Here is a 13,366-nt window from a genome sequence, read left to right on the forward strand (position 1 = left end):
TTGGAAAGACGTGGGAAACAAACATGGCATTTTCACAATCCTGTTTACATACAGGGAGCTGGAACGGCTGTAGGGCCAGAGGAGTCGAAAGGGCCGCTTGCTGATAGCTTCGATGTAAAATATGACAATCTTTATGCAGGTGAAGATAATTGGGAGTTAGCCGAACGTCGCTTAATGAAAGATGCTGTTGAAACGGCTTTAAAAAAGGCTGAAAAAAAAAGTTCGGAAATTGATTATTTTCTAGCGGGCGATCTCTTAAATCAAATTGTTACTTCTAATTATTACGCTAGAGAGTTGGAGATTCCGTATTTTGGATTGTTTGCAGCGTGTGCTACTTCAATGGAAGGTCTGGCACTTGGCTCGTTGTTTATTGATACAAAAGTAGCCAATACAGCTTTAATTGCTGTAAGTAGTCATAATGCAACGGCAGAAAGACAATTTAGAAGCCCTACAGAGTTTGGTGGACAACGTCCTGATTCAGCTACGTTTACGGTAACTGGAGCTGGGGCAATCATCGTTGGAACCAAACCTTCCACCATTAAAATTACAGATGCAACAATCGGTAAAGTTAAAGACTTAGGAATAAAGAATCCATTTGATATGGGTTCTGCGATGGCTCCGGCAGCTGCAGATACAATTGTGACACATCTTCAAGAAACAAAGAGAGATGCTTCCTATTACGATTTAATTGTAACCGGGGATTTGTCACGTGTAGGAAGTGGAATATTGCGCAAGCTAGTACAAGATAAGGGAGTAAATTTAGCAGAATACCAGGATTGTGGAGTGATGATTTACCATCAAGAACAGCCTGTATTTGCTGGAGGAAGCGGAGCGGCATGTCCAGCCGTAGTGACATTCGGACATTTATTGAAAGAAATGAATCGTGGGAAAATAAAGCGCATGCTGGTTGTGGCAACAGGAGCTTTATTAAGCCCGTTAATGATGCAACAAAAAGAATCAATCCCTTGTATCGCTCATGCAGTAGCCTTTGAAAGGGAGGGGTAAACATGTTTGAGTATTTGGCAGCCTTTGCTGTAGGTGGAATAATTTGTTTTATTGGTCAAATGCTTATGGATGTAGGAAAACTTTCGCCTACTCATACTTTAAGTACTTTAGTGGTTGCTGGAGCATTGTTAGATGGCTTTCATCTGTATGATCGGTTAATTGATTTTGCTGGAGCGGGAGCAACAGTGCCGATTACAAGCTTTGGACACTCTTTAGTCCATGGAGCAATGTCTGAGGGAGACCGGTATGGTTTCTTTGGAGTTGGTATGGGAGTATTTGAAGTAACGTCTGTAGGAATTTCATCGACTATATTATTTAGCTTTTTAGTAGCTATGTTCTTTAAACCAAAGGGGTGATCAAATTGGAGAGACGAAAGGTAATCCTTGTAACAGATGGTGATGAGCATGCGCGTAAATCAGTGGAGTTAGTGGCGCATGAAATTGGGGGGAGATGTATTAGTTATTCATGGGGAAATCCAACACCTATTAGTGGTGAGGAAATCGTCTCTCTTGTTTTGCAAACTCCTTATGATCCGGTTCTTGTTATGTTTGATGATTGTGGCCAAAGAGAAATGGGGCTCGGTGAAAAGGCTATGAAACATGTAGCCACCCATCCACAAATTGAAGTACTCGGAGCTATTGCAGTTGCTTCTTCAACCCACTCAAGTGAGTGGACTCATGTGGATGTGAGTGTTGATCGTTACGGTCATTTAACAGAGTACGGGGTCGATAAAGAAGGGTTGCCCGATTTAGAAATTGGCAGAATTAACGGGGATACAGTCTACATTTTAGATGAACTAGACATTCCTGTTATTGTTGGCGTAGGGGATATTGGAAAAATGTCCGGATTTGATACGTTAAAAAAGGGATCGCCTATTACAAAGAAAGCAGTTGAAATCATTTTGGAACGGAGCGGATATCATGAGTCACGCTAATGAAAAAAAAGAGACCCCGATATCACGAAATATCGACGAAAACGAAGCTCTAATTAAAAAAAGGCTTGGGTTTGGAACCTCATTTGATGTTGGTATTAGAACTTTAACAATTCTTGATAAACACATACAAATTTATTTTGTGAATGGTTTATGCGATATTCAATATATTATTGAATTATTAAAAGAGTTAATGGATTTAGATTCAAGAGGTCGTCGAACAGAAACAACAGATGTGAAACAAGCTATTACCAATCATTTAACTCATGTTCAAGTTGAATATACGGATACATTAGAAGATGCGACAACGAAAATGCTATCAGGTCTTATTTTTATTCTAATTGATGGAGAAGACCAGGCGATCGCAGTGGATGTTAGAAGTTATCCTGGACGTGGACCAGAAGAACCCGATACGGAAAGAGTAGTTCGCGGTGCGCGTGATGGTTATACTGAGAATATCATCCTAAATACAGCTCTAACTAGACGACGTATTCGTGACGAAAATCTTCGTAATGAAATCATGCAAGTAGGAGAACGCTCCAAAACCGATATTTGTATATCTTATATTGATGGTGTGGCTGATCCTAAAATGGTAGAAATATTAAAAAAAGAATTAGAAGCCATTAAAATTGATGGGATCTCGATGGCTGATAAAATAGTGGAGGAGTATTTGGTTAAGCAAGGCTTCAATCCATTTCCTCTCGTTAGATATACAGAACGACCTGATGTCGCCGCTAATCATTTATTAGAAGGTCATGTTTTAATTATGACGGATACATCACCTAGTGTCATTATTACACCAACGACATTCTTCCATCATGTACAGCATGCGGAAGAATATCGACAAGCGCCTTTTATTGGAACTGTGCTTAGATGGACACGATTTATCGGAATTATCTTTTCGTTACTAGTGCTACCTTTTTGGTTGTTACTTGTCATGCAACCATCGTTGTTACCAGCTGGACTTGATTTTATTGGACCTGATGAAGTAAATAATATTCCTATATTCTTGCAAATTGTATTTGCGGAACTCGGAATAGAATTGTTAAGGATGGCTGCCATCCATACTCCTTCCCCACTCGCAACGGCACTTGGTTTAGTTGCAGCCTTGTTAATTGGAGAAATAGCGATTCAGGTTGGTTATTTTACTCCAGAGGTAATTCTTTATGTGGCAATAGGGGCAATCGGTATGTTTGCAACGCCGAGTTATGAATTAGGAGTTGCCTTACGCGCAGCGAGAATGGTGTTAATTATCATTGTTGCCATTTTTACAGCTCCAGGATTTATTGTAGGCATCACATTGTTTATTTTGTTACTAGCTGCTATTAAAACGTTTGAAAAGCCATACTTATGGCCATTTCTTCCGTTCGATCCACCATCAATGTGGCATATTCTTGTAAGGGCCTCTGTCCCTAATGTCAGATTTAGACCAAGGATTGTTCATCCGCAAGATCCAGTTAAACAAAAGGTAAAATCAGAGTAACTAAAAAACCTCGCATACTTACGGTGCGAGGTTTTTAAGCATTATATAGATAGGAACAAGCATTATCAGAATTTGACGTCTCTTGCTCATATTGGTTTAGTATGTTAAAGTAATACTCATAATTTTATAAACTATGATTGGCTAATAGAGAAAAATGCATTTAGGTATGTAACCTGAAACAACAATTGTCATTACTAAGAGTTAGGTTACTTTTGGTGCGGATTTTAAGCAGCTAGTGTACCTACATTAGCTGCTTATTTAAGTATTTGATCAGAAAGGAAGACAACATACATGTATACACACGGAACTAGTCGAATAAATGAGCAAGGCCATCTAGAAATTGGTGGCGTCAATACAGTGGAACTTGCAAAGCAATATGGAACTCCTTTGTTCGTTTATGATGTTGCATTAATTCGTGAAAAAGCAAAGCAATTTCAAGAAGCATTTACATCTGAAGGAGTGCCATTTCAAGTTGCGTATGCAAGCAAAGCATTCAGCTGTTTGGCAATGTTTCAATTAGCTGATGAGTTAGGCTTAAGTTTAGATGTTGTCTCAGGCGGTGAATTGTATACGGCAATGCAAGCCGGCTTCCCAATGGAGCGTGTTCACTTTCATGGAAACAACAAAAGTTTATCAGAGCTCGAGATGGCTGTAGATGCTGGGATTGGCTGTATTGTAGTCGATAATTTTTATGAATTACGCGAATTAAGTCGTATTTGTAAAGAACGTCAAAAGCAAATGGATGTCCTCCTTCGTATCACACCAGGCGTAGAGGCCCATACTCATGATTATATATCTACTGGTCAAGAAGATTCAAAATTTGGTTTTGATCTTGTTAGTGGTCAAGTGCATGAAGCTGTACAAAAAGCACATGAAGATAAGTTCTTACAACTACTAGGAGTTCATAGTCATATTGGGTCCCAAATCTTTGAAACAACTGGTTTTGTTATGGCTGTAGAGAAAATGTTTGAACTCGTTGAAGAATGGAGAAAGCAGTTCAACTTTACACCTAAAGTTCTGAATTTAGGTGGTGGTTTTGGAATTCGTTATATTGAAGGCGATACTCCACTACCAGTAGGGGAATATGTAAAAAAAATGATCGAAGTAGTAAAAGCGAAAGCGACACAATTCGATTTAAAGATGCCTGAAATATGGATTGAGCCTGGTCGTTCACTAGTTGGAGATGCAGGAACAACACTTTATACAATTGGTTCACATAAACACATTCCAAACGTACGTGACTATTTAGCAGTCGATGGAGGAATGAGTGATAATCTTCGACCTGCCTTGTATCAAGCAGAGTATGAAGGCTTGTTAGCAAATCGTGCTAACGATGTAGCGACAGAAACGTTTTCAATTGCAGGAAAGTGCTGTGAAAGTGGCGATATGCTAATTTGGGATCTACCATTACCGAAAGCAAATCATGAAGATATTTTAGCTGTATTTTGTACAGGAGCTTACGGGTATGCAATGGCAAACAACTATAATCGTATCCCACGTCCTGCTGTTGTCTTTGTTGAAGATGGAGAAGCCTCTGAAGTTATTAGACGTGAAAAGTACGAAGATTTAGTTCGATTAGATTTACCACTTGCAAAGAAGGTAGTTAAGTAACAATTTATAAAAAATAGTTCATTCAGAGACGTAATTACCTATAATTTCGTCTCTTTTTTTCTTTAGATTTTTTTAAAATATGGAGCACGTACTGAGAAGTATTGATAAATGATTTTGATATTTTATAGGTGCATAGTTATTAAGTAAAATATAATCAAAAACCCTTATTTTTGCTTGTATTCTAGGAGGGAGTTGACGAGGAAAATGAAAACTATTAGCTTATTTGATGAGGAACTATTAAATATTGATTACCATCCTTCAGTTGTCTTTTATTATTTTAAACAATGGGATGTTTATACAATGGAATTTCATGCTCATCCTGCTGTTGAGATTATGTTTGTGATATCTGGTGAATGCTTAGTTGATCTTGAATCACAAGCAGTCTCCATTAAAAAAGGACAATTTATCTTGATTGATGCGAATGTAAAACATAGGTTGATCGTCAGTGAAGGGAATCCCTGTAGAATGCTTAATATTGAGTTTTTGTTTAAGGAGAAGAAAAGTAACTTCCCATCGATAAGAGAGCTAGCAAATGAAAATAAATCATTACGGATGTTTTTGAATGTAAATAAGCCTTTCATAATCCTCGAAGATCCTAATGAAGTCTACCAAACATTAAAAGGTCTGATCTTGGAAATAGATGAGAAGAATGAAGATAATCACATAATGATTTCACTCCTCATTTCACAATTATTAATTAGGATTGCGAATTTAGTTAACTCAATGGAAAGTAAGAAGATAAGCAGAAATAAGAATCCTTACATTAAAAGAACAATAGATTTTATTCATCATAATTACGATCGAGAGATTAAGGTACAAAATATAGCCGATGCTGTTCATTTACATCCAAGCTACTTGCATAGATTGTTCAAAACATACATGAACAAGTCAATTTTGGAGTATTTAACAACTCACAGAATGGAAAAAGCAAAAGAATTGCTGCTGAAAACGGATATACCTGTTTCTGATATATCAGATTATATTGGAATTAATAGTAGGCAGTATTTTAGCACGGTCTTTAAAAAGTATATGAAAATGTCCCCTTCTGAATTTAGAAATTGTGTTCAAAAAAACATCGGTGGTTGATTTAAAGAAGTTAGGATTTTGTACATTAATAAACACAGCAGGTCACAATTTTGAAAGCGCTTAATAAATTAAAACGTTAGAATAATTATAAGGTTAACATTATGCAGGCATAGGAGGCTTCCATTAATGTCATTTAAAGTAACGTTTATTGGTGCAGGAAGTATTGGATTTACAAGAGGATTATTAAGAGATTTATTGACCGTCAAAGAGTTCCACAACATTGAAGTTGCGTTTACAGACATTAACCAAAAGAATTTAGACATGGTAACGGAATTATGTCAACGAGACATTTATGAGAACGGACTAAATATAAGGATTCATGCAACGGCCGATCGCCGCGAAGCACTGAGAGGCGCTAGATATATTTTCACGGTTGTGAGAATTGGAGGATTGGAGGCGTTCACCCATGATGTTGAAATTCCATTGAAATATGGTGTTGACCAATGCGTGGGAGACACGCTATGTGCTGGAGGAATTATGTATGGCCAGCGTGGTATTTCGGAAATGTTGAATATTTGTAAAGACATTCGTGAAGTAGCGGAACCTAATTGTTTACAGTTAAATTATGCAAATCCAATGGCAATGCTTACATGGGCTTGTAACAAGTACGGCAAAGTGAGAACGATTGGGTTGTGTCACGGTGTACAAGGAGGTCATAGACAGATCTCTGAGGTTTTTGGTTTAAACAAAAATGAAGTAGACATCATTTGTGCAGGAATAAACCATCAAACGTGGTATATCCAAATTAAACACAAAGGTGAAGACCTGACAGGAAGGCTTCTAGAAGCATTTGAAAGTCATCCAGAATTTAGTAAGACAGAGAAAGTACGCATTGATATGTTAAGAAGATTTGGTTACTATAGTACCGAATCTAATGGTCATTTAAGTGAATACGTACCATGGTATAGAAAGAGACCAGAGGAGATAAACGATTGGATTGACCTTGGAACGTGGATCAATGGAGAAACTGGAGGGTATTTAAGAGTTTGTACTGAAGGACGTAGCTGGTTTGAAACAGATTTTCCTAATTGGATGAAAGAGCCAGCGTTTGTTTATAAGGAAGAAGATCGAGGAGAAGAGCATGGATCTTATATAATAGAAGGCTTGGAAACGGGAAGAATATATAGAGGACATTTTAATGTCATTAACAATGGCATTATCTCTAACCTTCCAGATGACGCAATTATTGAAGCGCCTGGATATGTTGATCATAATGGAATTAGTATGCCACATGTAGGAGAACTTCCACTTGGGTGTGCAGCTGTATGTAATACAAGTGTTTCAGTGCAACGATTAGCAGTTGAAGCCGCAGTTAGAGGAGATGATCAACTTTTAAGGCAAGCTTTTATGATGGATCCCCTGGTTGGTGCTATTTGCAATCCTCCAGAAATATGGCAAATGGTAGACGAAATGCTTGTGGCACAAGCCGAGTGGTTGCCACAATACAAGGAAGCCATTCTTGCTGCTAATAAACGTATGGCATCAGGCACGTTACTTGCTACAAAAAATTACAATGGTGCAGCTAGACTTAAGACTAAAACAGTTAAAGAAATGCAGAAAAATCGAGATGATGCAAATAAGAATGCAAGAGAATCAGATAAAGCAAAAGAACGTCCTTCTATAAAAAAATAAGCAATAATCTTCCGGCCCTATTTAACCCTTCTATTATTTTACATAGAGGTTTATGTGGGCTTTTTTAGTTTTGTTTTTTACTGATGTCCTTTTACTTAACAATTCGTATGTGTAAAAAAACAAAAATGTGTTATTCAAAAACGGTTATAGTATAATAATGAAAACGCTTTAGAGAAAAATAGTTTTTGAATGGAAGTGATTGAATTTTGAAACAAAACAAATTTGTACTCGCAGGTCTAATGGCAATTATCAGCGTCTCCTTTATTTTATCTATACATTTTTTCTTGAAAACATTGGATTTATCAATTCCTATTGTGGCTGGCGAAAGCGAAAATCATTCGAAGCCTCATTTTGTCTTGATTGTCCAAGAATTAGAGAACCCTTATTTACTTGAACTATTTGAGGGGGCAAAAAATGCAGCAGAGTTAAATGATGTAACGATAGAGTTAAAGGGTACGAAGCAGACTAATTTGGACGACCATATGAAGTTAATTGAGATGGCGATTGCATCAAAAGTTGATGGAATATTGACTCAGGGGTTATCTAATGAGTTTGAACCTGTTTTTCAAAAAGCTATCGACAAAGGAATTCCGCTCATTTTAGTTGATTCTAATTTGGAGAACAATGATTTTGTAACGTATATTGGAACTGATAATTATGAAGCTGGCTATAGAATGGGGTTAATGATCTCAAGTGAAATACAAGAAGAAACGAAAGTTGGAGTATTGACAGGAAGCCTTATACCTAACAATTTAAATGAAAGAGTTCAAGGTTTTCTTGATGCAATTGAGGTTGATAAACGAATTAAGGTAGTTGCCATTGAAAGCTCGAACTTAAGTAAAATACAGGGAGCAGAGAAAACTTACCAAATGTTAAGGAATGATCCTGATATTTCTATTTTATACGGTACGAGTGCTTTAGATAGCCAAGGTATAGCAGAAGGGATTAGAAAAGCTAACCTGGAAGGAGAAATCAGTGTTTATGCTTTCGATGCATTGGAAGACACGATTGAATTACTAAAAAAAGGTGATATAGATTTACTTATGAAACAAGAGCCTTATCTAATGGGACAGACAGGAGTCAACTTGTTAATAGATGTAATGAATGGTCAAAAAATAAAGAAAGAGTACCATATTCCACCGACTCTTTTGAGGAAAGTAGATGTGGAAGATGAATTTAAATAATAGAATTAGAATACCGATAAGAACTAAACTGTTTATATTTTTTATCGTCCTTTTTATTATATTAAGCAGTTTGTCTCTTTTTATTTTCTTCAGCTATAAGCAAACAATTCAGCAATATGATCATATTCAAGAACGCTTTTTTTTATTAAATGATGTCTCACAAAAATCTACCAAAGCATACGAGTCAATGGATGCTTTTCTCAATCGACAATTGACTAGTGATTTAGAGCAATATACAAATAGTCGAGAGGAACTTGTGACAGTTAAAAATTTATTAATGGAAAGATTTGAAAGTGACCATATTCATTTTAGCTTGAGAAATTATTTAAATATGATTGATAGTTTACTAGAAGAGTGTGACCAGGCAATTGAAGCTTTTTTAGAAGATGACCTTGAAGTGTATTCTGCAAAGCAAAAAGAAGCTTTTATGTTAGTTGGATTTATACAAGATCAGACGTTAACTCTATTAAATGACGACCTCTCGATGTTTCAGACATATTATGATGCTTTAAATAAAAGAAACAATGATATGCAATATACGTTATTGTTTATGTCCATTGCTATATTCTCGTTGGGCTTGTTAATTTCTTATTTTTTTAGTCACAGCATGACTAAACCAATTTATGAGCTAACGCGAACTGCTCGCGAAGTCGCAATTGGAAAGTTAGACGGGCCTAAATTAACTGAATCAAATGATGAAATTGGCTTTTTATCGCAATCCTTTAATAAAATGCGGACAGATTTATCTTACTTTGTAAAGCAAATTAAGGAAAAATCAGAGCAAGATAAACTATTAAAGGAGATGGAATTAAAAAGTTTACAAAGTCAAATCAATCCACATTTTTTATTTAACACATTAAATACGATCTCCAAATGTGCTTTATTAGAAGGATCAGATAAAGTATATAAATTAATTAATTCCATTTCTAAATTGCTCCGTTATAATTTAGGTGTTATGGACAAGCCTGTTACTTTGTTAGAGGAAATTAATGTTGTAAAAGAATATTTTTACATTCAAAAAACAAGGTTTGAAGAGCGGGTTGATTTTAAAGTTGATGTGGACGATGATTGTTTGTTAATGAAAATTCCTATTTTAACGCTTCAACCTCTCGTTGAGAACGCTTTTATTCATGGGATTGAGCCGTACGAACAAAGAGGGTTAATTGAGATTGAAGGCTATAAAGAAGGGGAATTTATCGTATTAAAGATAAAAGACAACGGTATTGGTATGGACGAACAAACAAGTAAATCATTACTAGATCAATCTAACGACCGTTTCTCTAAGTCGAATGGCCACTCAACAGGACTTGGGGTAAAGAATGTTATTAGAAGGTTGGAGTTATTTTATCAATCTGATGATCTCATTAACCTTCAATCAGAGGTTGGAAAAGGAACTATCATTGAATTGAGGTTGCCATTACAAGTTAAGTAGGGAGTGAAGTAAATGTATAGAGTGTTGATCGTAGATGATGAAACCATTGAAAGAAAGGGACTCCATAAAATTATTTCTGATCAATACCCTTCAGTCGTTATTGAAGAAGCCGAAAATGGAAGAATGGCTCTATTAAAAGCAGAACAATTCCGACCAGATGTTGTTTTTATGGATATTAAAATGCCAGGAATTGATGGCGTGGAAGCGGCTAGAGAAATAAAGAAAATGAACGAGTCTGTACAAATTATTATGGTGACTGCATTTGACACCTTTGAATATGCTCGTCAAGTTATGAAGATTGGTGTTAAAGATTACATCTTAAAACCAAGTTCAAGAGAGGAAATAATCGACCCCTTAGCAAAAATTTTCAACCAAATTGAAGAAGAAAGAGTGAAAAGGACTGAAGAAATTATTTTAAAAGACAATTATCGTCGTGCATTGTCAATCGTTCAATCGAGAGTTATTACCTCTATGCTAATGGATGGTTCCTCTCGCGAGAGTGTTTTTGAATTAGAATGGGAAGAAAATTTTCAAAAAGAGAGTTTTATTATGGTGTTTGAATTTCAAACCGCTAAAAATGAAAAAATCATTAGTATTCACGATATTATGAATTTCCTTCAAGCTGAGTTAAATCATTTTTTTCCGAATCATTTTATTGGAGAAGATAAGATGAATCGTTTACCAGTATTAATTCAAGTTGGAAAAAGAGAGAGCAATCAGAAAATTGGTGTGAGGGACTTGGCTGTCACATGCGGGAAAGAAATCATTAAAAAGGTTCAATCATTCTATCCGAACTATAATCTATCAATTGGGATTGGAAGAGTTTACAACGAAATAGAAAAATTTGTGCAATCGTATCACGAAGCTTTATTTGCTCTTTCCTCATTAAAACAACCAAATACTTGTGAATATTACAATCAGCACCTGAAGAGTAAACCAACAGAAGGAACAATTGCTTATCCGTATCAATCTGAAAAACTACTTTTAGAAACCATTACTTCGGGAGATAAAGAAAAAGTAGCCACTCGATATCGAAAGTATATGGAGGAGCTTACCTATTATTGTGAACAGAGGAATGAAACGGTTGAGGAAAAGCTCTCGGAATTTATTGTATTGTTAGATAGACAAATAATCGACAGCGGAATCTCTCTTCAAACATCTTTAGATTGTCAATCAATCTCGCAATTTCAAGATAAGTTAGTGCAAATTGCTAATCACATTTATATGATGTACTATTCCAAAAACCAAGATGTGATGTTAGTAGCAAAAGACTATATCATTGAACACTATGAAAAAGCTCTTACACTAGAAGAAGTAGCAGAAGTTGTTCAATTAAGTCCGCAATATTTCAGTAAAATTTTTAAAGAGCGGGTTGGTAGTTCATTTATTGATTATCTAACCGAGTTGAGAGTAGAAAAAGCAAAAGATCTAATGCGGAGCAAAGGAATAAGTGTAAAAGAAGTATGTTATGAGGTCGGGTATAAAGATCCTAATTATTTTAGTCGGGTATTCAAAAAGCACACAGGAATCTCTCCGAGTGATTATCGTTCAAACATTAAATAATTTGAAAGCTTTCATCCTCAAAAAAGGGTGAAAGCTTTTTCAATATTCGCGCAAAATAATGCTACTGAATTAAAATAATGCTAAAAGTTTAAATTGAACAGTTAAAACTATAACTAACAAAATGAAAATAGGTAAGGATAACATACTTATATGCTATATATTTAGATATTAATGTGATCAGGAATAAATTAAGATAGGGATGTAAGCGTAATCATAATATAAAAGAAATATAGGGGGAAAAGTTATGAAAAAATTAACAATGTTAGTAGTATCTTACTAATTGCTTTAGTGATGACAGCTTGTGGAGGCAGTGAGCCTACAGGCGGTGGTAATGGTGAATCAGGATTTGTTGGGGTATCAATGCCAAGTAAATCATTAGAGAGATGGGTTCACGACGGAGACAATATGGTAAAAGAACTTGAAGCTATGGATTACAAAGTTGTTCTTCAATATGCAGAGGATGTAGTTGAAACACAAGTTTCTCAAATTGAGAACATGATTACTCAAGGTGTTGATGTGTTAGTAATTGCAGCGATCGACGGAGAGGCATTAACAAACGTACTTCAAATGGCAGCGGATTCTGACATCCCAGTAATTGCTTATGACCGTTTAATTAGAGGTTCAGAACATGTAACGTACTATGCAACATTTGATAACTTTAAAGTAGGAGTTCAACAAGGAACTTATTTAGTGGAAGCGCTAGATTTAGAAAACCAAGCTGGTCCATTTAATATTGAATTATTTGGTGGTTCACCGGATGATAACAATGCTTATTTCTTCTATAACGGAGCAATGTCTATTTTACAACCTTACATTGATTCAGGTAAATTAGTAGTGAAAAGTGGCCAAACTGGAATGGATAAAGTTGCTACACTAAACTGGAATGCAGCTAACTCACAATCTAGAATGGATAATCTTTTAAGTACTTTCTATACAGATGAAGAAGTGGATGCAGTATTATCTCCAAATGATGGTTTAGCAATTGGAATTATCTCTGCACTTAAAAACATTGGCTATACGGAGTTACCAGTTATAACTGGTCAAGATGCTGAATTACAATCATTAAAAGCAATTATTGCTGGTGATCAAGCAATGACAGTATTCAAGGATACAAGATTATTAGCTGAGAAGGTAGTTGAAATGGTTTCTGCTGTTATCGAAGGCGAAGAAGCGGAAGTAAATGATACAGAAACGTATGATAACGGAGTTAAAGTCATTCCATCTTATTTACTTGAGCCAATTCAAGTTGATATTAATAACTATGAAGAAGTAATTCTAGGTAGCGGCTATTATACAGAGGACCAATTAAACTAATTTAAAGAGTTATCCCAAAGGTCATACTATAGACTTTTTGGGATAATTTTTTTTTTTGGTTGAAAAGAGCTAGTGATAAAAAAATGCTAAAAGGATAAAAAAGTACTGGTTAAGATGATGAAAAT

11 protein-coding genes are annotated in these 13,366 nt (G+C 35.7%); all 11 read left to right on the forward strand.

The window, feature by feature from the left end; translation table 11 throughout:
* The 11 genes from spoVAD to chvE all read left to right on the forward strand — a co-directional run bounded on the left by spoVAD (position 1) and on the right by chvE (position 13,241).
* Positions 1 to 1,005 carry a stage V sporulation protein AD gene (gene spoVAD, locus JCM9157_RS18040; RefSeq protein WP_148296911.1) on the forward strand — a complete coding sequence of 335 codons (1,005 nt, stop codon included), beginning with the start codon at positions 1 to 3 and terminating at the stop codon, positions 1,003 to 1,005.
* 2 nt (positions 1,006 to 1,007) lie between these two features.
* The gene (gene spoVAE / locus JCM9157_RS18045) at positions 1,008 to 1,361 is read left to right on the forward strand and encodes a stage V sporulation protein AE (protein WP_035666922.1); all 354 of its coding nucleotides are present in this window, start codon (positions 1,008 to 1,010) and stop codon (positions 1,359 to 1,361) included.
* A gap of 5 nt (positions 1,362 to 1,366) precedes the next feature.
* The gene (gene spoVAEA / locus JCM9157_RS18050; protein ID WP_035666923.1) at positions 1,367 to 1,939 is read left to right on the forward strand and encodes a stage V sporulation protein SpoVABEA; all 573 of its coding nucleotides are present in this window, start codon (positions 1,367 to 1,369) and stop codon (positions 1,937 to 1,939) included.
* A complete protein-coding gene (locus JCM9157_RS18055; protein ID WP_035666924.1) occupies positions 1,926 to 3,419 on the forward strand; it encodes a spore germination protein in 1,494 nt (497 codons plus the stop codon). The genes spoVAEA and JCM9157_RS18055 overlap by 14 nt, the downstream gene beginning before the upstream one ends.
* A gap of 291 nt (positions 3,420 to 3,710) precedes the next feature.
* On the forward strand, positions 3,711 to 5,030 hold the full coding sequence (gene lysA / locus JCM9157_RS18060; RefSeq protein ID WP_035666925.1) for a diaminopimelate decarboxylase: 1,320 nt from the start codon (positions 3,711 to 3,713) through the stop codon (positions 5,028 to 5,030).
* A 204-nt stretch (positions 5,031 to 5,234) separates the two neighbouring features.
* Positions 5,235 to 6,116, forward strand: coding sequence for an AraC family transcriptional regulator (locus JCM9157_RS18065; protein ID WP_035666926.1), 882 nt, complete (start codon positions 5,235 to 5,237; stop codon positions 6,114 to 6,116).
* 126 nt (positions 6,117 to 6,242) lie between these two features.
* Positions 6,243 to 7,748, forward strand: a complete 1,506-nt coding sequence (locus tag JCM9157_RS18070; protein ID WP_035666929.1) for an alpha-glucosidase/alpha-galactosidase — start codon at positions 6,243 to 6,245, stop codon at positions 7,746 to 7,748.
* A 206-nt stretch (positions 7,749 to 7,954) separates the two neighbouring features.
* Positions 7,955 to 8,932, forward strand: coding sequence for a substrate-binding domain-containing protein (locus JCM9157_RS18075; protein ID WP_052013243.1), 978 nt, complete (start codon positions 7,955 to 7,957; stop codon positions 8,930 to 8,932).
* Positions 8,910 to 10,364, forward strand: a complete 1,455-nt coding sequence (locus JCM9157_RS18080) for a sensor histidine kinase (protein WP_081734240.1) — start codon at positions 8,910 to 8,912, stop codon at positions 10,362 to 10,364. Before JCM9157_RS18075 ends, JCM9157_RS18080 begins: the two co-directional genes overlap by 23 nt.
* 12 nt (positions 10,365 to 10,376) lie before the next feature.
* Positions 10,377 to 11,927 carry a response regulator gene (locus tag JCM9157_RS18085; protein ID WP_035666930.1) on the forward strand — a complete coding sequence of 517 codons (1,551 nt, stop codon included), beginning with the start codon at positions 10,377 to 10,379 and terminating at the stop codon, positions 11,925 to 11,927.
* Between the two features lie 291 nt (positions 11,928 to 12,218).
* On the forward strand, positions 12,219 to 13,241 hold the full coding sequence (gene chvE, locus JCM9157_RS18090) for a multiple monosaccharide ABC transporter substrate-binding protein (protein ID WP_052013244.1): 1,023 nt from the start codon (positions 12,219 to 12,221) through the stop codon (positions 13,239 to 13,241).
* The last annotated feature ends 125 nt before the right edge of the window (positions 13,242 to 13,366 follow it).

The organism is Halalkalibacter akibai JCM 9157, assembly GCF_000513135.1.
GTDB classification, from domain to species: domain Bacteria; phylum Bacillota; class Bacilli; order Bacillales; family Bacillaceae_D; genus Halalkalibacter; species Halalkalibacter akibai.